Annotated in this window: 22 protein-coding genes; 10 read left to right on the forward strand and 12 right to left on the reverse strand. The window is 52.3% G+C overall.

Annotation, left to right across the window (positions count from 1 at the left end):
* Positions 1-79: 79 nt before the first annotated feature.
* Genes rimK through CIK78_RS09200 form a run of 3 tightly spaced genes read right to left on the reverse strand, consistent with a single transcriptional unit; the run spans position 80 to position 2,537 of the window.
* Positions 80-988 carry a 30S ribosomal protein S6--L-glutamate ligase gene (rimK, locus tag CIK78_RS09190; protein WP_096279311.1) on the reverse strand — a complete coding sequence of 303 codons (909 nt, stop codon included), beginning with the start codon at positions 986-988 and terminating at the stop codon, positions 80-82.
* Positions 989-1,022: 34 nt separating this feature from the next.
* Entirely contained in the window at positions 1,023-1,463 is a 441-nt protein-coding gene (locus CIK78_RS09195; RefSeq protein WP_096279313.1) for a RimK/LysX family protein, read from the reverse strand.
* A gap of 36 nt (positions 1,464-1,499) precedes the next feature.
* Positions 1,500-2,537, reverse strand: a complete 1,038-nt coding sequence (locus CIK78_RS09200) for a DUF3549 family protein (protein ID WP_096279315.1) — start codon at positions 2,535-2,537, stop codon at positions 1,500-1,502.
* A 305-nt stretch (positions 2,538-2,842) separates the two neighbouring features.
* Between CIK78_RS09200 and CIK78_RS09205 the strand changes: the two genes are divergently transcribed.
* Complete coding sequence (locus tag CIK78_RS09205) at positions 2,843-3,175, forward strand: YqcC family protein (protein ID WP_096279317.1); 333 nt, start codon at positions 2,843-2,845, stop codon at positions 3,173-3,175.
* Between the two features lie 95 nt (positions 3,176-3,270).
* Here CIK78_RS09205 and putP read toward each other — a convergent pair whose 3' ends face one another.
* From putP to CIK78_RS09230, 5 genes are all read right to left on the reverse strand, one after another.
* A complete protein-coding gene (putP, locus tag CIK78_RS09210) occupies positions 3,271-4,761 on the reverse strand; it encodes a sodium/proline symporter PutP (protein ID WP_096279319.1) in 1,491 nt (496 codons plus the stop codon).
* A 71-nt stretch (positions 4,762-4,832) separates the two neighbouring features.
* Positions 4,833-8,024, reverse strand: a complete 3,192-nt coding sequence (putA, locus tag CIK78_RS09215) for a bifunctional proline dehydrogenase/L-glutamate gamma-semialdehyde dehydrogenase PutA (protein WP_096279321.1) — start codon at positions 8,022-8,024, stop codon at positions 4,833-4,835.
* A gap of 162 nt (positions 8,025-8,186) precedes the next feature.
* Positions 8,187-9,008, reverse strand: a complete 822-nt coding sequence (locus CIK78_RS09220; protein WP_096279323.1) for a helix-turn-helix domain-containing protein — start codon at positions 9,006-9,008, stop codon at positions 8,187-8,189.
* Positions 9,009-9,062: 54 nt separating this feature from the next.
* Positions 9,063-9,422 carry a hypothetical protein gene (locus tag CIK78_RS09225; RefSeq protein WP_096279325.1) on the reverse strand — a complete coding sequence of 120 codons (360 nt, stop codon included), beginning with the start codon at positions 9,420-9,422 and terminating at the stop codon, positions 9,063-9,065.
* A gap of 276 nt (positions 9,423-9,698) precedes the next feature.
* Positions 9,699-10,106: a CBS domain-containing protein gene (locus CIK78_RS09230; protein WP_096282334.1), complete on the reverse strand. Its 408-nt coding sequence runs from the start codon at positions 10,104-10,106 to the stop codon at positions 9,699-9,701.
* 294 nt (positions 10,107-10,400) lie between these two features.
* Between CIK78_RS09230 and CIK78_RS09235 the strand changes: the two genes are divergently transcribed.
* The 7 genes from CIK78_RS09235 (at position 10,401) to CIK78_RS09265 (ending at position 16,134) form a co-directional block, all read left to right on the forward strand.
* Positions 10,401-10,922, forward strand: coding sequence for a YqaE/Pmp3 family membrane protein (locus CIK78_RS09235; protein ID WP_096279327.1), 522 nt, complete (start codon positions 10,401-10,403; stop codon positions 10,920-10,922).
* An 88-nt stretch (positions 10,923-11,010) separates the two neighbouring features.
* Positions 11,011-11,883, forward strand: a complete 873-nt coding sequence (locus CIK78_RS09240) for a carboxylate/amino acid/amine transporter (RefSeq protein ID WP_096279329.1) — start codon at positions 11,011-11,013, stop codon at positions 11,881-11,883.
* Positions 11,884-11,964: 81 nt separating this feature from the next.
* The gene (locus CIK78_RS09245; protein WP_225734493.1) at positions 11,965-12,897 is read left to right on the forward strand and encodes an NAD(+) kinase; all 933 of its coding nucleotides are present in this window, start codon (positions 11,965-11,967) and stop codon (positions 12,895-12,897) included.
* A 2-nt stretch (positions 12,898-12,899) separates the two neighbouring features.
* Positions 12,900-13,916: a metallophosphoesterase gene (locus CIK78_RS09250; protein WP_096279331.1), complete on the forward strand. Its 1,017-nt coding sequence runs from the start codon at positions 12,900-12,902 to the stop codon at positions 13,914-13,916.
* Positions 13,917-14,158: 242 nt separating this feature from the next.
* On the forward strand, positions 14,159-15,010 hold the full coding sequence (locus CIK78_RS09255) for a rhomboid family intramembrane serine protease (RefSeq protein ID WP_096279334.1): 852 nt from the start codon (positions 14,159-14,161) through the stop codon (positions 15,008-15,010).
* Between the two features lie 10 nt (positions 15,011-15,020).
* Positions 15,021-15,305 (forward strand): DUF1315 family protein, encoded by a 285-nt coding sequence (locus tag CIK78_RS09260; protein ID WP_096279336.1) that lies wholly within the window; start codon positions 15,021-15,023, stop codon positions 15,303-15,305.
* Positions 15,289-16,134 carry a DUF2797 domain-containing protein gene (locus CIK78_RS09265; protein ID WP_096279338.1) on the forward strand — a complete coding sequence of 282 codons (846 nt, stop codon included), beginning with the start codon at positions 15,289-15,291 and terminating at the stop codon, positions 16,132-16,134. The genes CIK78_RS09260 and CIK78_RS09265 overlap by 17 nt, the downstream gene beginning before the upstream one ends.
* Positions 16,135-16,143: 9 nt before the next feature.
* Here the strand turns inward: CIK78_RS09265 and CIK78_RS09270 are convergent, their stop codons facing one another.
* Positions 16,144-16,443, reverse strand: a complete 300-nt coding sequence (locus tag CIK78_RS09270; RefSeq protein ID WP_096279340.1) for a winged helix-turn-helix domain-containing protein — start codon at positions 16,441-16,443, stop codon at positions 16,144-16,146.
* 42 nt (positions 16,444-16,485) lie between these two features.
* Positions 16,486-17,568: a PA0069 family radical SAM protein gene (locus tag CIK78_RS09275; RefSeq protein ID WP_096279342.1), complete on the reverse strand. Its 1,083-nt coding sequence runs from the start codon at positions 17,566-17,568 to the stop codon at positions 16,486-16,488.
* 170 nt (positions 17,569-17,738) lie between these two features.
* Here CIK78_RS09275 and CIK78_RS09280 point away from each other — a divergent pair, with 170 nt between their 5' ends.
* Both CIK78_RS09280 and CIK78_RS09285 read left to right on the forward strand, forming a co-directional pair.
* Positions 17,739-18,470, forward strand: coding sequence for an SDR family oxidoreductase (locus tag CIK78_RS09280; protein WP_096279344.1), 732 nt, complete (start codon positions 17,739-17,741; stop codon positions 18,468-18,470).
* A gap of 68 nt (positions 18,471-18,538) precedes the next feature.
* Positions 18,539-18,907 carry an MliC family protein gene (locus tag CIK78_RS09285; protein ID WP_176483384.1) on the forward strand — a complete coding sequence of 123 codons (369 nt, stop codon included), beginning with the start codon at positions 18,539-18,541 and terminating at the stop codon, positions 18,905-18,907.
* 17 nt (positions 18,908-18,924) lie between these two features.
* Here CIK78_RS09285 and CIK78_RS09290 read toward each other — a convergent pair whose 3' ends face one another.
* Together CIK78_RS09290 and CIK78_RS09295 are read right to left on the reverse strand one after the other, a co-directional pair.
* On the reverse strand, positions 18,925-19,239 hold the full coding sequence (locus tag CIK78_RS09290; protein ID WP_096279346.1) for an AzlD domain-containing protein: 315 nt from the start codon (positions 19,237-19,239) through the stop codon (positions 18,925-18,927).
* Positions 19,236-19,898, reverse strand: coding sequence for an AzlC family ABC transporter permease (locus CIK78_RS09295; protein ID WP_096279348.1), 663 nt, complete (start codon positions 19,896-19,898; stop codon positions 19,236-19,238). Before CIK78_RS09295 ends, CIK78_RS09290 begins: the two co-directional genes overlap by 4 nt.
* Positions 19,899-20,169: the final 271 nt, after the last annotated feature.

Below are 20,169 nucleotides of genomic sequence, written 5' to 3' on the forward strand. Positions count from 1 at the left end.
ACCTCCTTCGGTGACGCCGATTGTGGGGGTGGCAGCGATGATTTGCCACCCCAAAACGGATTATTTTTGAATTTCCACCTTAGCCTTTAGGCTTTGGGGGGGCTTTACGTGCTGGAACTGCATTTTTTTCAATATGCTCAATGATCATTCCCGCAATATCTTTGCCGGTAGCGTTCTCAATACCCTGCAATCCGGGCGAAGAGTTAACTTCCATAATCACCGGGCCGTGGTTTGAACGCAGTAAGTCAACGCCCGCCACTCGCAGCCCCATGGCTTTTGCGGCGCGGATAGCGGTCGAGCGTTCTTCCGGGGTAATCCGAATGACGCTGGCGGTGCCGCCGCGGTGCAGATTAGAACGAAACTCGCCTTCCGCCGCTTGGCGTTTCATGGTCGCTACGACTTTATCGCCGATCACGAAGCAGCGAATGTCTGCGCCGCGTGCTTCCTTGATGTACTCCTGCACCATGATATTAGCTTTCATGCCCATGAAAGCTTGAATGACCGATTCAGCGGCTTGGTTGGTTTCAGCGAGTACCACGCCAATGCCCTGGGTGCCTTCGAGCAATTTAATCACCAGCGGCGCGCCTTTCACCATGGTGATTAAGTCAGGAATGTCATCAGGTGAGTGCGCAAAGCCAGTAATTGGCAAGCCCAGCCCTTTACGCGACAACAGCTGAAGTGAGCGCAGCTTATCGCGCGAGCGAGTAATCGAGACGTTATCGTTAATAACGTAAGTGCCCATCATTTCAAACTGGCGTAGCACCGCGCAGCCGTAAAAGGTCACCGATGAACCGATGCGAGGTATCACCGCATCAAACGGTTCGATCTCTTCGCCTTTATAGTGAATAGAAGGGTGATGCGAGGTAATGCTCATATAGCAGCGTAGCGTGTCCACTACGCGTGCGGTATGCCCACGCTGCTCTGCGGCTTCAATGAGACGGCGGGTCGAATACAGATTGCGATTGCGCGAAAGCAGGGCGATATGCATGTAAAAACTCCGGGCTAAAGGCGACTAAAAAAATTTAGGGCTCACCGTGCAAAAACGCGGCGCCAGGTGCAACTAACAGGCGGCGCATGGCGCGGCGTCCTAGCAGCATGGGGTGGCGCATATTGCTGCGGTCAGTCAGGGTTAGTTCAACGGGGAAATTCAAATCGCCCATTTGCATAGGCGTGCGAATAACATAGCGCCATTCGCTATGACCGTTGGAACTGGTGATCCGGCGTCTATCGTGCAGATGTAACTGATAGCGGTGAGCAGGCGTTGTTGGCCCGCCACTATGGGTTATAAAGCTGACCCACAGCTGGCCATGCTCATCTTCATGAGTCTCAATTTCTTCTGCATGCAGGGCGGACGTGCGTGCCCCTGTATCTGCTTTGCAGCATAGATGAAGGCCTAGTTCCGGCAGCGTCACCATTTCACGGCGACCAATGACCGCCTTAGCCTGATAGGGTAATTCCTTCACGGCTCACTCCTTGAAAATATAACAGACTGCATCAAATCAAGCGTTCCTGTGTGGCGTCATGATGGCTAAGCGACGTTGAATAGCAGAGCTCGCTGGCGCATCTCGCAACGCCATCATGACGGGCAAACGCAGCCGCGGTATTAGTGCAATGTCTCGCACTACCGCCGCAAAGTCAGTACGTTCGTCTTCCGCTAGGCGCTGCAGAAAAAGTGGCAGGCGCTGGGCGTCTTCAAGATGCTGCCAGCCACGGCCAGCGATTGCTGCCAGCACATCCGGTCCACAGGCGGCGATATCGCTCAATATGCTCGAGTACCAATTGCCAGCTTCAGGCGCACTAGCCGTGCCCACGGCACGCAAACAGGCACACAGTGTTTCTATATCACCCATTTGGGCGGCTGTTTCACCGCGTCTGTGTAACGCAGAAACTAACGTGTCTGGAAATGCCCTATGCTCTAAACAGTAGCACAGGGTGTGAATAACGGCGGTAGGCAGTGACTCAAATAGTTGTGCTAGCGATGCGCTCTCATGTGCTTGCATACGAACAATATAATCAGCGATTCCCTGCAGTCCCAATGACTGCCAGTCAATCATTTGTTGACCGCTAAAATAAGCCTCAACGGGTTCGAAATGTTGGCTTGCAGATAGCCCCATATCGCTCGTGGCGCGCGCATTAAGCATTGCTTGAAAGGTGATGTTAGGCGTGAAGGCGAGGGGATTATCCTTCATTAAATGATCCACGTCTGCAGTTTCTTCACGACCTACTTGCGATACATTACGACCTAATGTCTCCAGCAGTCGATTTAAAAATGCATCGCGCTGAGCGGGTGCCAGCAGGCCTTGCTCATCCAGCGGCAGGGCTAAAAACCAAATCGCAGGCTCAGGCATATCGCCCAGGCGAAATACAATGGCCACTCGCGCCTGTCCTTGCCAAGGTTCCGCCCACGCTATTTCGCCCCGCTCAAATACGGCGAGTGATTCCCGTGGGCAGGGAATAACACGGCGGCCCATATGATAGAGGGAGACCTCCGCACCGCTACGGGTAAAAAACTCATCAAGCGTTTTAATTGGTTGCATGACATCCTTCCGCTTTGCAAGACCGCACTCTACCTTGCTGATGTAACACTGTCAGCCGTAGCGGGTAATAAAAGGTAGTGGGTAATAAAGCATAGCGTTAATGACAGGGCGGTTAAAAATTAAACAACAAGGTGAAAGGTGCATGAGCGTTGAGGATGCGACACCTTTCCATAGTTTATCCACAGGCTCGTGCACGTTTTCTGTGGGTCTATGAGCCATGCCCAAAAGCGATGACCTGTGGTAAGCAAGCGTTTGAGTTGGGATAATTGCTAGATACACACTTTTACCACCTAACCAAGGTATTTATGAGCACTTACCAGACGCTACAAACAGCGCTTCTTGAACTTGAAGCATCGATGAAAGCCGCTGACTTATGGCGTATGCCAACACCGGATGCTGACGCGCTGGCCAGCCAGCAGCCTTTTTGCATCGATACAATGTCGCTTCCTCAATGGATACGGTTCGTGTTTGTTGCGCGCTTGAATACGTTAATTGAAACAGGTGCTGCTATGCCGGCTAAATGCGAAGTGGCACCAGCGGTGGCGGCCTATTTGCTGCAGGAGAAAGTGCCTGCCCATCATTTAGTGCTGGTTGTTCGGGCAGTAGAAACGGTTGACCAGATAGTGACTGACAGCTGATTTTGGCTGGCTAGACCTTGAAACGCACAAAGCCTGCCGAAAGGCAGGCTTTGTGGACTACACAAGCATCATCAATTGACTGCACTCATACTGAATTAACGTTCGATATGCTGGTATTCACCGGCATCGGCAGTCACGCTGCTAACTACCAAAATGGCAATGAAGGAGGCGATGAAACCAGGGATAATCTCGTAAACGCCGGGGCCACCCATGAACTCCCCACTCCAGCCCAGCGAAATCCAGATCATCACGGTAAGAGCACCGACTATCATCCCCGCAATAGCACCGGCGCCATTGGTGCGCGACCACATCAGCGAGAGAATAATCAGCGGGCCAAATGCTGCGCCAAATCCTGCCCAAGCATTGCTCACTAATCCTAGCACTTGTGAGTCCGGGTCAGACGCAATAACGGCCGCTACCAAACCCACTAGAACGACACTAATACGGCCTACGCCAACCGTTTGTTTCTCCGTTGCCTGCTTATTCAAAAACAGACGGTAGAAGTCTTCGGTGAGTGATGACGACGCCACCAGAAGCTGGCTAGAGATGGTGCTCATGATAGCGGCAAGCAGCGCTGCATAGAGAAAGCCGGTTACCAGCGGATGGAACAGCAGGTTCGCCAGAATGATAAAGATCGTCTCCGGATCCTGGACGTCCATGCCATTGCGAATTGCATAGGCGCGGCCGAAGATACCTAGAGAAACGGCGCCGATCAGCGAGATGGCCATCCAGCTCATGCCAATGTTTCGAGCAGTCGGTACATCTTTCAGCGTTCGAATCGCCATGAAGCGCACGATAATATGCGGCTGCCCGAAATATCCCAGGCCCCATGTTACCGCAGACAGCCAGCCGATGAAGGTCAGTCCTTCGGTCCAAGACAGCAGGGTTGGGTCGACCTCGTTCAGTGTCTGTGACGCTTGGCTGAAGCCGCCGCCGCCTTCACCAAAGAGGACAACGGCTGGCATGATTACCAGTGCCAGCATCATGATGCAGCCCTGTACGAAGTCTGTCAGGCTTACGGCCAAGAACCCGCCGACGACGGTATAAGCCAGTACCACGCCTAGTGTGATAATGATGCCAACAGTGTAATCGCTTAGGCTGCCAATGCTGACAATGCCGGAAAACGCGCTTTCGAACAGTTTACCGCCGGCGACTAGGCCTGACGCAGTATAAACCGCGAAGAAAACGACGATAACGACAGCGGAAACCGTTCTTAACGACAGCGCCCGCGTTGGGAATCGATTTGCCAGGAAGGCTGGAATGGTGATTGCATTACCGTAGTGAACAGTCTGTTCACGCAGACGAGGTGCAACCAAAACCCAGTTGAAGAAGGCACCCACGAACAGGCCGATACCGATCCAGGCCGAGCCCAGTCCGGATACGAACATTGCGCCGGGCAAGCCCAGCAGCAGCCAGCCGCTCATGTCGGAAGCGCCGGCCGACAACGCCGCCACCTGGGGGCTAAGTGTTCGGCCGCCCAGAATATAATCTTCAGACGTGGACGTGGATGTGCGCATAGCATAAAGCCCAATGCCGATCATAAGCGCAAAGTAAGCGGAAAGGCTGATCCAAACTCCAATAGCCATAAAACGTCTCCCTATTCTTAGTTCTGAGGCCGGATATAGCTCCGACAGGTTATTAGTATTGTATGAGCTGTTTACTCATCACCAAGCGCCAATAGCGACGCGTTCCCTCCTAAAGCTGCAGTATTATTGGTAATCGTTTTCTCGGTCACAAAGCGCTGCAGGTAGTGGGGCCCACCGGCTTTGGGGCCTGTGCCCGATAGCCCTTGGCCACCAAATGGCTGAACACCCACGACGGCACCGATGATATTACGATTAATATAAACATTACCGACGCGCATTTTCTGCGCTATTTCAGCGGCAAAAGACTCGTTTCGACTATGTACACCAAACGTTAAGCCATAGTTGCGGCCATTGATATCGTTAATGACTTTATCAATCTCGCTGGCTTTGTAACGCACAATATGTAGCACCGGCCCGAACTGCTCACGAGTAAGTGCATCAATGCTATCGATAGTGAACGCTACCGGCGCGACGAAAGTACCTTCTTGAGTATGCTCGGCAGCCATCGGCGTTTCCGCCACCAGGCGATTTTCAGCCTTTAGCTTTTCGATATGTTCCAGCAAACTTTTACGCGCATCTTCATCGATAACGGGGCCGACATCGGTACCCAAGTCACGAGGATCGCCAATGCGCAGCTCGTTCATTGCACCTTTAAGGATTTCAATCACTCGGTCAGCGACGTCATCCTGAAGATAGAGCACGCGCAACGCGGAGCAGCGCTGCCCGGCACTTTGAAACGCGGATTGCACCACATCAACCACAACCTGCTCAGGCAGGGCGGTGGAGTCGACAATCATCGCATTCATGCCGCCAGTTTCAGCAATCAGCGTCGCCAACGGGGCATTTTCACGTGCCGCAAGGGCGCGGTTGATAATGTGAGCAGTGTCGGTGCCGCCGGTAAATACCACGCCAGTAATCCGTGGGTCGGAGGTCAACACGCTGCCTACGGTGGGGCCATCGCCGGGTAAAAGCTGCACAACGTCGCGGGGCATGCCGGCTTCGTAAAGCAGTTCAATGACACGATGCGCGATAATCGAGGTTTGTTCCGCCGGTTTGGCTAGGACGGTATTACCCGATACTGCGGCCGCCACCACCTGACCGCAGAAGATCGCGACGGGGAAGTTCCAGGGACTGATAGCTGCGAATACGCCTTTGCCGCCGATGATTAGACGATTGGATTCACCGGTGGGGCCAGGTAGTACGGTGGCTTCGCCGAAATCTTCTTCAGCGCGCATAGCATAAAAGCGACAGAAATCGACGGCTTCTTTGATCTCATCGACGCCGTCGGTAAGCAGCTTACCGCCTTCCCGAGAGCACAGAGTCATTAACTCCGGCATATGCTCTTCCATCAAATCGCCGAGGCGCCGCACAATGGCCGCGCGCTCAGCCACGGGCGTTGCATCCCAGCGGGGGAATGCTGCCCAGGCAGCGTCAAGGGCCTGGGTGGCCTGCTCTTTGCTAGTCCACTGTATACTGCCCACCGTTTGTCGGCGATCAAAAGGGCTGGTAACGCTATGGGTAAGGGTTGCATCATCGGCAACATCAAAGGCGAGCAGCGGCTTAGCCGGATACTGCTTGTCCATAAACGTAGCCATCTGTTCCATCAGCGGGTAGTAGTGACTGCGGATGTTGAGATTCACACCACGAGAGTTGAGCCGCTTGGGGCCGTAAATATCTTTAGGCAGCGGAATATTCATGTTGATCAAACTTTTTTGCTGACGCAGCGTTTCGATAGGATGCTGGCACAGCCACTCAACCGGAACATCAGGGTCCACTAGTTGATGGACAAACGACGAGTTAGCGCCGTTCTCAAGTAGGCGGCGCACCAAGTAAGGCAGCAGATCTTTATGTGCGCCTACCGGGGCGTAAATACGGCAGTAGGTGCCTTCAGGCGCCCGTTCCAGAGCGGCATCGTAGAGGGCTTCGCCCATTCCGTGCAGGCGTTGAAACTCAAACGGGCGGCTGTCGTCGTTGGCGAACTCTAAAATAGTCGTCACAGTGTGAGCGTTGTGAGTCGCGAACTGCGGGAAAATACGCCCGCGGGTATCGTTAGAAAGCAGGAACTGAGCGCAGGCGAGGTACGCTACATCGGTGCCTGCTTTACGGGTGAATACCGGGTAGCCGTCGACCCCCAGCTGCTGGGACTCTTTAATTTCGGTATCCCAGTAAGCGCCTTTGACTAGGCGCAGCGGAATTTCATCACCCTGTTGCTCGGCTAGCCGGTTGATATAGTGCAATACCGGCAGCGCACGTTTGGAGTACGCCTGAACCACCAGGCCGAAGTGCCCCCAGCCTTTGACCGCTTCACTTTCATAAACCGCGCGGAAAACTTCCATTGAAAGCTCTAGGCGATCCACTTCTTCGGCGTCGATAGTGACCGCCACTTCTAGCTCACGGGCTCTGCTAACCAGTTGGATAACGGTGTCGACGAGCTCGATGAGCACCTGCTCACGGCGGCCAAATTCATAGCGCGGATGTAGCGCCGAAAGCTTAATAGACACCGAGGGTGCCGGCGTTTTATCACCTAAGGATTTACAGGTTTTGCCGACTTGTTCGATTGCACGAGCGTAATCATCCAAATAGCGTTTGGCATCATCGCGTGTGCGCGCAGCTTCGCCCAGCATGTCGTAAGAATAGGTATAGCCTTTATTGAACAGCGGTTTTGAGCGCTTAAGGGCTTCATTGATATCCCGGCCCAGCACGAACTGTTTACCCATAATTTTCATCGCTTCGTACATTGCGCGGCGAATAACCGGCTCGCCCATGCGATTAACCATGCGATTGATGAAGCTGGCGGGCTGGCCCTCTTTAGGATGATCCATTTTGAGAACACGGCCGGTCATCAATAAGCCCCAGGTAGAGGCATTGACCATCCAAGAATCGCTTTTGCCCACGTGGGCTTGCCAGTCGGCAGGGCCCAGCTTGTCTTCAATCAATGCATCCGCCGTCGCCTTGTCGGGGATCCGCAGCATGGCTTCCGCTAGACACATCAGCATTAGCCCTTCGTGAGTGTCCAGGCTGTATTGCTGCAGTAGCTCATCAATGGTGTCGACGGCTGTATCCATCTTCCGGACATCTTGAACCAGCGCCGCCGTGTTGGCTTCAATGCGGGCAAAGTCATCGTGGCCCGTATCCAGCACCTTGATCAGTTCGCTGACGTAGGCGCTTTCATCCACTAAATAGTGATCGCTAACGCGAGCCATGAGTGTGTCGAGATCAGTTTGCCAGATGGCTGGGTCACGCATTTTCTTAGCATTGAGCATTGAAGCCCCCGGAAGTCTGAACAGAACGAATGGGTAACAGGGCATTAGGCCCAAGCGAATAAGCGAATGTAGAGCGCGACCACGTTGGGTGCATGCTGGTTTCAAGGTAAAACGTGTCAATTCCCCGGCAAGCGCTGAGTCTTTAAGACTTTAGTAGAGTTTTTAATGTCCTGCTAGTGGCCCTGATGGGGGATTTGACGAGCTAACATTCACTGGCGCCATATCGCTCTGGCGCAACTTGCGTGGCGACAATCCATAACTGCTGCGAAACGCATGTGAAAGCGCACTTTGATTGGCAAAACCTGTTTGCATCGCGATATCGGTAAGAGGAAGCCTACTTTGTAAAATCAGCTCACGCGCCGCATGCAACCGCTGCCGTTTAACGTATTGCCAGGGAGAGAGTCCCGTTTGCGCACGAAAACAATCGGAGAAATGCGCTTCGCTTAAACATGCAATCTGCGCTAAATCGGCAACGCGCATGTCATCGGCGAGATGCTGGCGGATGAAGCGATCAATGCGTGTCAGGTTTAAGCGCTTCGGGCTGGTATGAGTGTCTTTGCCCAGTCGCGCCTTAAGTGCGCCCAGCATTGTCGCCGCTAAGCGATCTTGCTGAAAAGAATTAGTCGAAGTATCAAACTCTTGAGCAAGCTCGCTTTGCATAAAGGCGAGGTAGTGACGTAGCGCGTTATCTAAGCCAAAAAAGCGCGGTGCATCAAATAGCGCCACCAGCTCACGGTTTTCTCCGGTCAATGCGGGGGTATCTTCTGGGAGGTCAAAGATTAGCTGTCGATTATGGCCGTAACCTGAATAGTAGTGCTCGTGGTGCGCCGGAACAATACAGCCTGAAAATGCATTGACGCGGCCGCCGAGCCCTTCGATTTCAAACTCCGATGAGCCACACAGCGTAATCACGATCTGATGAAAGTCGTGCGTGTGGTGATGCGTAGCGCTGGCTAGCGGAATCTGACGAATCGTGCTGGGCATAATCGGGCTCCTGAGCCGCCATAGCTCTTTTAAACAGTCTTTTTTGAACAGTCTCTACTGCTGACGGAGGGCTGTATGAGCGGACAAATGATCGCGCAGAGCCTTGAGCTCTTCTTGGCCCTCTTGGTTAAGCAGTGGCTTGCCCTGGGCAATCATCCAGCGCCTTCCATGCCGCTCCATTAAGTGTTCGCCGCGTCGCCGGATGCTTTCCAAATATTCATTATGGCGGATTGGATAGCCGATCGTAGCATTCCACTCTGTTTCGCTTACTTGGCTGTTAAGCGCCTTATCGAACAAAGCGATCAAATCTTTTGGCTCAGTGCGGTAGCGCGGCGTGCTTGACGACATTAACACGAGAATGACCGCGCCAATCACCAGTAGGCACACCGCGAACACTAATAAATACAGCGCCATTTTCTGAGCTCCTATCTATGCGAGTAGGCTTTATGCGACTAGGCGTAGCCGGTCAATAAATCGTCACTTAACTATACGCTTGGTGGTCTTTACACGGAAAATTTACTTTTTTGCGAACTTTTCCTTCACAGCGTGTCTGAGTTAGTACAGGCAACATCGCGATAGCAGTCGCTAAAGTTGTTCTGGCTCTATATGTTTTGATCCCTTGCTTCCGTTACTCTTCGAGTAACGGTTTTTTTTGTCTATGTTCTGTGCCTCCCGACATTTTATAGCGGGTTAGTGGCATCGAATGCTCAGCAATGCCACCAGGATATCACGCCGGGTGACGATTCCCACCAACCGCTGCTGCTCGACCACCGGATACACTTTTGGCTTGGCACCAAGCATTTCTTGCGCCAGGTCGGTAATGCTTTTATTAGGCGAGACGCTGAGTACTTCATGGCGCATTAGCTCTTTGACCAGCGGTGCTTCGTGGTCATGATAAATACTGTCGAGCACTCGCCCTAGAACGTCCTGTTCTGAGATAAAGCCTATTAGCCGATCGGCTGCGTCAACCACCGGTGCACCGGGTAAACGGTGCAGTGCTAACCCTTTGGCTAACGTAGTAATTGAAGCGTCTGGTGTTACTCGGTAGCAATCCCGAGACATAATGTCGCGAACGGTACTGGGATGTGCTGCTTTCATCGTTGCTTTTTTTATAGTTGTTTTGTTCATAGATAAGGTATGCATGGTGGTTGTACTCATCGTAGCCACTCCTTTTTCATCGCGTGCAGCGCCACTGCTGTTAAAGGGCAATCCTTCGTGCTTGGCCTTAATGTATCATCGGCTCTATTGACTGTAGTTGAAACTGTAGCTGAATTAGCTTTTTATGCGCCGGTGGAAGGCTGGTGCTATTCAACGTTTTGAGCAGTGAATTTTATAAACTGTCACGGCTCTCATCATGAAAGAATTATTATTTAACTCTGAAAGGACCCTCTGATGGATGCACGTGAGTATTTAAACCGGAAAGGGGTAGGCGTTGAGCGGGACCCTGATCGCCCCAACACTTTGGAAGAAAAAGCCTGGGAACGCGCGCGCGGTGCCGGTGATCAGCGGCCTAAATCCGGGACGCCCCATGATTGGGAAGATTGGGAGCGCCACCATGATGATCTTGCGGAAGGTGCCGAGACGTTAGAGCAGAAAATTGACAAAGATGCGCATCGATTTTCTCAAGAGCCGGCGGCACAGGTTCGCGCTCGCCCAGCCTCTGCTGACGTTGAACACTTCACGCCACCACTAGTCGCCGCCAGGGAGCAGCCGCAGAACCCAATATCTGAACAGGTAGCCCCGCCAACCGCGGGTTTAGCGCTGGCCTATCAAGCGCTGGCGATTTTGCTGCCGCCCTTAGCGGTAGGCTTAACTCAAGGTGGCGCTAAACGTGTCGCTATTGCGGTGCTGTTAACAGTGGCGGGCTGGCTGCCCGGCGTTGCCTATGCATTTTGGTGGCTGCAGCGACGTTAACCTTTTTGTATGAGGCATGTTTACTGCTTGGCAGGCCGACGTAGTTGGGTATAATCCGCGTAAACTTATTTAAATAATGGGGTTTACGATGGGGTATTTGGTTGGCGTTACAGCGCTTTGGGCTTTTTCCTTTTCGCTAATAGGTGTTTATCTGGCAGGGCAGGTCGATAGCTACTTTGCGGTGCTGCTAAGGGTATCGCTGGCAATGCTGATATTTCTGCCCTTTTTACGTCCAAGCTTGTTGCGAGGTAAACAGCGTTTGGCGCTAATGGCGTTAGGTGCCGTGCAGCTGGGAGTGATGTATACCTTCTTCTACCAGTCTTTTTTACTGCTATCAGTGCCGGAAGTGCTGCTATTCACCATCTTTACACCTATTTATATCGCGCTGCTTGATGACTTACTGTTTGGCCGCTTTACGCCGATTTATATTGTGACCGCGCTGCTCGCGGTTATTGGAGCGGGGGTTATCCGCTATGACGGTATCGATAGCGGTTTTTGGACGGGCTTTTTAGTTGTGCAAGGGGCCAATCTTTGCTTTGCCTTGGGCCAGGTGGGCTACCGGCGTTTAGCGGCTGATTTACCGCCTACGCTTGCATGGCACAACGTGTTTGGCTGGTTTTTTATTGGTGCGATGATTGTGGCACTACCGGCGTATTTACTCTTTGGCAACAGCGCGGCATTGCCAAGCACACCGGTGCAGTGGGGCGTGTTGGCTTGGTTGGGCCTTGTCGCTTCTGGCGTGGGTTACTTTGCTTGGAATCAAGGCGCCACTAAGGTAGATGCGGGCACCCTAGCCATTATGAACAATGCGCTAGTGCCCGCGGGACTCATTGTTAACCTGGTGATTTGGAACCGCGATGCGGATATTCCGCGCTTGGTGATAGGTGCGCTGATTATGGCCGCATCACTTTGGTTAAACCACTGGTGGTGCCAGCGTCGGCAGACAGCGCCGGCCAGCTAATTGTCAAACAACGCTTCAGCCTATTTGCCCGGCAAGTAAGGTGTCTCCATAATGGCGACTTATGCTAGCGAGAGTCGGCCCATGAGCAACGCGTTACTACCAGACACTATGCCTACTGCAGGCGGCCCATCAGACAAACCCTTTAAGACGATTGGGCTGATTGGTCGCTTAGGTAGCGATAAAGTGGTCGACTCCCTTCAGCGGCTGGTGACGTACCTTGTCGCGCATGGTTACAGCGTGCTGGTAGAAGACCGCACAGCCACTGCCTTGCCCAAGCATGGCCAACCAGAAGCTAGCCGTCGCGTATTGGGAGAGCTATGTGATCTGGTCATTGTTGTCGGTGGCGATGGCAGCTTACTGGGTGCGGCGCGCACACTGTGCCGAAGCGGCACGCTTATTTTGGGCGTTAACCGTGGGCGGTTGGGGTTTCTAACCGATATTTCTCCGGACGAATTGGAAACCCGCGTTGGTGAAGTGCTGGCAGGCGAGTTTGAGATTGAGCAGCGCTTTCTACTCGATGCGGTGCTTTATCGTAACGGGATCGCTGTCGGTAATGGCGATGCTTTGAATGAAGTCGTACTTCATCCGGGTAAAGCGGTACGCATGATTGAGTTTGAGCTGTTTATTGATGGCCAGTTTGTTTATAGCCAGCGCAGCGACGGCTTAATTGTTGCCACGCCAACCGGCTCAACGGCCTATGCGCTATCGGGCGGCGGGCCGATCATGCATCCAAAGCTTGATGTGGTGACGCTGGTGCCGATGTTTCCTCATACGCTGTCGAGTCGGCCCATTGTTATTGATGCTGCTAGCGAAATTCGCATTCACATTGGCGAAACGAACCAGACCTATCCGCATATTAGCTGCGACGGCCAGACTCGGGCGGTGGCCAAGCCCAACGATGTGCTGGTCATTACACGCAAGCCTGAGCGAGTGCAGCTGGTACATCCTATCGGCCATAATTTCTACGAAGTACTGCGCAGCAAATTAGGCTGGAGCCATCGGTTGGGGGATTAAGCATGCAGCGTCAAACGCAGGGCAAGCCCCGGTTAGAAGGCTACGACCTGATTGGTGATGTGCATGGGTGCGGCGTTACGCTTGCCTCGTTACTAGAAAAACTGGGCTATCATCAAAGCCGCGGCGTGTATCGCCACCCGCGCCGAAAAGTTGTTTTCTTGGGTGATTTGATTGATCGCGGGCCGCGTATTCGCCTAGCGGTGACTATCGCCCGCCGGATGGTGGAGCAGGGCGAGGCATATATTGTGATGGGTAATCACGAATATAATGCCTTAGCATATACTCACCCAGGGCCTGCGGGCAGTCATAAACGGTGGCTGCGCGAGCATACGCCCAGGCATAACCGTATTATTCAAGATACCCTGGCGCAGTACAGTGATTACACCAATGAGTGGGATGATACGCTGGCGTGGTTTAAAACCATTCCGCTATGCCTAGAGTTAGAAGGCATTCGCGTGGTGCATGCTTGCTGGGACCAGCAACTGATTGCCGAGCTTAAACAACGCCGTCCTGACTGCTGTATGGATACGCAATTTTTAGTGGAATCAACGGATCCCTCTACCCAGGCGTTTCGTATTTTAGATCGCTTGACCCGAGGCCCGCATGTCTCGTTACCTGACGGCATTGCAATACACTCAGGTGACGGATTTACTCGGCAAAGTTTTCGCGCCCATTTTTGGGCTCAGGCGCCGCAGCAGTGGGGGGATGTCGTCTTTCAGCCGGATAACTTACCCGGCGATCTCGAAACTCGCGAACTATCAGCCCAGGAGCGCCGGCAACTTAGTTATTATGGTCCTGAGCAGCCTCCGTTATTTATTGGGCATTATTGGTGCGAGGGTATACCAGCATTGCCTGCCCACAATATCGCCTGTTTAGACTATAGCGCGGTTAAATATGGGCGTTTGGTAGCTTACCGCTGGAGTGGAGAGGCGACGTTAAGTGCCGATCACTTTGCTTGGGTCAAGGTGCCTAGAGAGGAGCGGATGCTTCCCAAACCATGGGAAATAGATTTCGATTAGTGCCTTTTTTTAAAATTTACATATCTTTACATAATTTTTGCAAATCAGATGAACTAACCCTGCTGTCGGCTATCAGAGTAAGTGTTCCCTTGAATGATCCCTTGCTTTTATTCTCCGGCGGTCCTTACCGCCGGTTTTTTTTGCCTGTCTGTTGGCTTTCCAGCGCGTTAGTTACCATCGTTGCAATGAACACCTACCCGCTGCGGTCAATATGCCGCGAGCGCTTTGATTAGAGGGATGTTATGCATCCAGTGATGCTTTTACCCGATCACGCGGATACCAGCGAACTGCGCCAAGCATTATGGCGCCATCGTATTGGTCACCGGATTACCGACGAGGCCGACGGCCAGCTATTATGGATCGCCGACCCTCGCCAGCAGGGTGAACTCACCGCGCTTGTCGAACAGTGGAAACAGGGTGAACCTCTAGCGCTTCAACAAACGACTAAGCACCCGCGTTCTATGGCCCATTCTTTTGCATCGCTGCGCCAAGTGCCGGTTACCTCGCTGATGATTGTTTTTAGCCTGGTGGTGTTTGCCCTGATCGAAGTGTTGGGCAATCAGCTAATCGTTGCCTTAACTATTGTGCCCGTTGGCATTTCTGGTGGTGAGCTGTCGTTTGGTAACCTGTCGCAAATGCTTGCCTCAGGACAAGTTTGGCGATTGCTATCGCCGGCCTTTCTACATTTTGGCTTGATGCATCTCATCTTTAACTTGATGTGGGTATGGTACTTCGGTCGTCAGGTTGAAGCCTTGCAAGGCAGCCGTACCATGCTGTTGCTGCTTATTGTTGCCGGTATCGGTGCGAACATCGCTCAATATATGACCGGTACCGTGCTGTTTGGTGGTATGTCAGGCGTGGTGTATGCCTTGTTAGCGCATGTTTGGCTAATGTCGCGGCGAGTACCCCAAAGCGGCTTTTTTGTGCCCCAAATGTTAGTGGTATTTATGCTGGGTTGGATGGTATTTACCATGACAGGGGTAGCAGGCAGCGTTGGCTTTGGCAATGTCGCTAATGAAGCGCATTTGGGCGGGCTACTCGTGGGCCTTGTCACAGGCTGGTATTATTCATCCCGCCGTTTGAAAAATAGTTAAGAGGCCTGCAATGAGCGAAATGACCTTCGATAAAATGATTAATCAAATGACCCCGGCGATCTATGAGAGCCTGAAACAGGCGGTGTCGCTGCGCAAGTGGCCCGATGGCCGCCGTCTAACGCCAGAACAGACCGATCTGTGCTTGGAAGCCGTGATGCGTTTTGAGGCTGAAAATAACGTGCCGGAAGAGAATCGGGTGGGGTATTTAGAGCAGCGCACCTGCGGTGCGGCGGCGACGGGCGCAGGCGTAACGCCAGAAATGGCTGGCTTGGCTCGGGATGCAACGCGTGATTGAAGCGGCAGTGCAAGGCTGTTTAAGTAAAATGGCGGTCGCGGTACCAGGCCACCAAGATGACCAAGTGGTCTACCATTTACGTGCCGGTGAGCACCGCGTTGCGCTTAATGAGCGCATTGGTGAGCTGATCAGCCTACGTTGGACAGGCGCCATTGCATGTACTCACTGCGGTCGAGCCACGAAAAAAAGTTTTGCCCAGGGCCACTGTTATCCGTGTTTCAAACGATTAGCGCAGTGCGATACTTGTATTATGAAGCCGGAAACCTGCCACTTTTTTCAAGGCACATGTCGCGAGCCCGAATGGGGCGAGCGCCATTGTTTTCAGCCTCATACGGTGTATTTGGCCAACTCTTCCGGCCTCAAGGTAGGCATCACGCGAAAAACACAGATGCCTACCCGTTGGTTAGACCAAGGCGCTATTCAGGCGCTGCCTATTCTTGAAGTGGATACTCGCCAGCAGTCAGGGTTCGTCGAAATGCTGTTCAAAGAGCAGGTTTCAGACCGCACTAACTGGCGCGCTATGCTTAAAGGTGATATCGACGTAATGGACTTAAGCGCCGAGCGTGACCGTTTGCTTAGCCTGTTGTCTGATGGCTTGAGCCAGCTACGTGATACTCATGGCGTGGACGCTATTCGCACGTTAGACCAGCCAGCGCATCATTTTCACTACCCGGTTAGTGTTTTCCCACAAAAAGTTGCGTCGCATAACTTTGATAAGCAACCGCTGGTGGAGGGCGTGCTACAGGGGGTTAAAGGACAGTATTTGATACTCGATAGCGGCGTGATTAACCTGCGTAAATTCACGGGTTATGAGGTTCAAGTGAGTTAGGTTGCTACGCTAACCTGTATAGCCAAGCACTTGTTTTAGCCGCTCAGCATGCGTGGCTACCCAGCAGGGGTCAATCGCGCCCCAATCTCGAATCTGGTAACGGCCAATGTTATGGCGTTGGCCGTCATCTTTAGTAAAGACACACTCAATATCCAGTTCGGCAAGTGATGCTATCGTGTCCTGAGCAGTGCGTCGCGGCATGCCGGTGGCCTCTATGATGGCAGGTACACTGGCAATGCCCTGTTTGATCAAATGGGCCACGTATAAACGTCTATAAAAGCTTGATTTAGTTTTACTAAGGTCGGGCATGGGGCTTCCTTGGTAGCAAACGTATTGGCGTTGCTAGCTAGCTTAAATGAATAAATCCCCTTGCGCCCGTGGTGGACGAAAATCGCGCGTGTTTAAGCCCTGCTCCGTGCGATCCTGCAGCTTCCATTGGCGGCTGGCGCGAGCGAAGCGTTGCGCGATCAAATCTGCAAAGACGCCTTCACCGCGAAAGCGTTTACCGAACTGAGCGTCGTATATCTTCCCGCCCCGGCATTGGCGCATTAGGCTCAGGACTTTAGCGGCCCGCTCTGGGTAGTGTGTTTCCAACCATGCTTCAAACAGCGGTGCGACTTCATAGGGCAGGCGCAGCAACATCCAGGCCGCGGTGCGTGCACCGGCGCGGCTGGCCGCTTCTAATAGTTTTTCGATTTCGTGATCCGTAAGCCCTGGTATCACCGGCGAAATCAACGTTCCCACCGGAATGCCCGCCGTATTCAGTTCACGTATCGCTCTCAAACGTGCCTGGGGCGACGCCGCACGTGGCTCTAAGGTACGTTTTAAGTTGACATCTAGGCTAGTTAAACTGACAAAAACACGTACTAAACGGTGCTCGGCCATCTCGGCCAATAGCTCTAAATCACGCAGCACTAAGGTGCTTTTAGTCACAATTGTGACGGGGTGGCGGCATGCTAATAGTAGTTCCAACAACCGGCGGGTGGTTTGTTGGGTAGCTTCTAAGGGTTGATAACAGTCTGTATTGCCAGAAAGATTAATTGGCCTGCACACATAGTTGGGGTGGCAAAGCTCCTCCGATAATTGCTCAACCAAACCGCTGCGGGCAATCAGCTTGGTTTCAAAATCTAACCCAGGCGATAGGTCCCAGTAGGCATGGGAAGGTCGTGCATAGCAGTAAACACAGCCATGCTCGCAGCCACGATAAGGGTTTAACGAGCGATCAAAGGGTAAGTCCGGCGATTTATTCCACGACAGCGCACTCTTGCTCACTTCTTCCCGCACTTCGGTGGCAATGGTCGTGGAGGTTTCCTCGCGCCACCAGCCGTCGTCGTCTGCAATGCTTTGGGTCGGCGCGAAGCGGTTGTGCGGATCATACGTCGCGCCGCGGCCCTTGTAGATAGTTGGCTGGATAGGCTGGCCAAGAGATGCCATGTATTCACCTCTTTATTGGTTTTATATACAGTAGTTGCGGAGTGAGAAAAAATCAATAGCCAGCTAGTTGCTGAGCGTATGATGCCGGGAACACGACGCTACCCAAGTCGCTATTACGACGTTAAGGTATTTGAATGAACTGACCATTAACGCGTTACTGAGGAAGCATTATGTCGAAAGTAGTCATCGTGACAGGAGGCAGCCGTGGTATTGGGGCAGCGACCTCATTACTGCTAGGCGCTAAAGGCTATGCGGTGTGTGTTAACTATCTTGCTAACCAAGAGCGAGCACATGAGGTGGTTGATTCCATTATACGTGGCGGAGGTAGAGCCTTTGCTTACCAAGCCGATGTCAGCAAGGAAGCCGACGTTATTCGCTTGTTTGATGCGGCAGAGGCTCACTTTGGCAGTGTGACCCACTTGGTTAACAATGCGGGTATTTTGTTTACGCAATCCAAGTTTGTTGATATTGACTTTGAGCGCTTCAAACAGGTGATGGGTAGTAACGTGGACAGCTGTTTTCTGTGTTGCAGAGAAGCTATCCGGCGCTTTAGGCAAGGCAGTGCGATCGTCAATGTCTCTTCGCGTGCCTCACAAACAGGCTCGCCCTTTGAGTACGTTGACTACGCCGTCTCGAAAGGCGCCATGGACACGCTGACTAAAGGCTTATCTTTAGAAGTTGCCGCCTTGGGTATTCGTGTCAACGCCGTTCGCCCTGGATCTATCTACACTGATATGCATGCCGATGGGGGCGAGCCAGGTCGTGTTGACCGTTTAGCACCGCAGATTCCTATGCAGCGTGGCGGTACCGCTGAGGAGGTAGCGAATAGCATCGCATGGTTGCTTTCGGAGGAAGCTTCTTATGTGACGGGATCATTTATTGATGTGGCGGGCGGACGGTAACAATCCCGCACTGGCTACAGTATTATATAGTGTGGATTAGCCCGCATCTCAACCACCGGGAGGCTCATGTGAAAATCTTCGTTCCGCTAACGATTACTTCAATTTTGTTCATTTCGGGCTGTGCAAATTCAGCCCAAAATCAAGTTGATGCTCAAGCATCTGCCGCGACACTTCCAGAATCTATTATGCATAGCTATGAGTGCGAGAGCGGTGAAACGATAGCCGCCGCCTACCCCTCAGCAGACACGGCGAGAGTGCAGTACAAAGGCCGAAGCTACAGTATGCAAATTGCAGTTTCTGGCAGCGGTGCGCGTTATGTGAGTGACGATTTAGAGTGGTGGACAAAAGGCTCTGGCTCAGGGTCTGAGGGTATACTGCTCAGCCATCTGGCTGACGGCACTTCTGGTGACATTATCGAGCGTTGTGCCGTGCCCTGAATCACCCTAGCAATTCATTATGTTACAAACCACCAGCGCCAGCTTGCCGCACATATAATGCCAACGGCAATTGATGCTAGAGGACTTTTTAAGATAATAGCGACAGCACCTGCCATTAAAGCGGCAAACCGGGTTCCTCCGTCACCATGCACAATGATGGGGGTGATGATGGCAATAAGCACCGAGCTAGACATGGCATCAATAAACAGGCGAATGTTAGGGCTTAATGGTATACGGGCCATAATGAGGAGCCCCAAAATTCGAGACCCGTAGCCTATAGCTACCATCATCATGATGGCTAATAGCGATTGCCATAATGGTGATGAGCTCACAAAATACCCGCCTTATACCAGCGTTTGGGAAGTAATATGGCGACCATTCCTCCTGTCAGTGCGCCGACCAGTACATGTAGATAGGGCGGTAGCCACCAATAGGCTAGCAGCGCACTGAGGGCTGCTGCTAACCATGGAAGAATCATTACTAGCTTTGGGTTACCACCTATCACGATCACAAGCAGAAAACATAGCATGATCACGTCAAGACCAAAGCGTTCAGGTTGATGGATACCACCGCCAAATGCCAAGCCGATACCCGTACCTATTACCCAGGCAGTCCATAACGCGATACCTCCTCCTAGGAGAATGCCAATATTGCGCTCTCCGCGCTGATATTCGCCCAGTGCCATGGCCCAATTGGAATCCGTTAACATGAAAATGACGCCAAATTGCTGCAGTAGAGGTAATGGTTTGAGCCAAGGATAAAGAGATGCACTCATTAATAGGTGTCGGGTATGAATGGCCATGGTCGTCATTGCTAGGGCCAGAAGGGGCAGCGGCGTTGTCCATAGTTCAAGTGCCGCAAACTGTGAGGGAGCAGCAAATACAAACATGCTCATTAATATCGCTTCCCAATGAGTGATGCCTGCATGGATAGCTGCTACGCCGAAGGCTAGGCCAAAGGCCACCGTGAAAGTGGCCAAAGGCAGCATCATGAGAATACCTCGCCACGTACCCGCCATATCCAATTTTATTTTATTTTCTCTTGTATTCATAAGCTTACTAGGCATCTTTTGATAGTGAATAATAAAAACAAACAGTCGTGCTTGTTTTTATTATTCTTCGCGTTTAGATTTAACAGCACACATACACCGCTAGGCAATGTGTTATTAAAAATAATGAAATAATATAACACTAAAAAAAGCCGATTAATTCGGTCAGGAGACTGATATATGAACTTCAAGCGCAATGTAATAACACTGGCGG

This window comes from Halomonas sp. JB37 (genome assembly GCF_002332255.1).
In the GTDB taxonomy this organism is placed as follows: Bacteria; Pseudomonadota; Gammaproteobacteria; order Pseudomonadales; family Halomonadaceae; genus Vreelandella; species Vreelandella casei.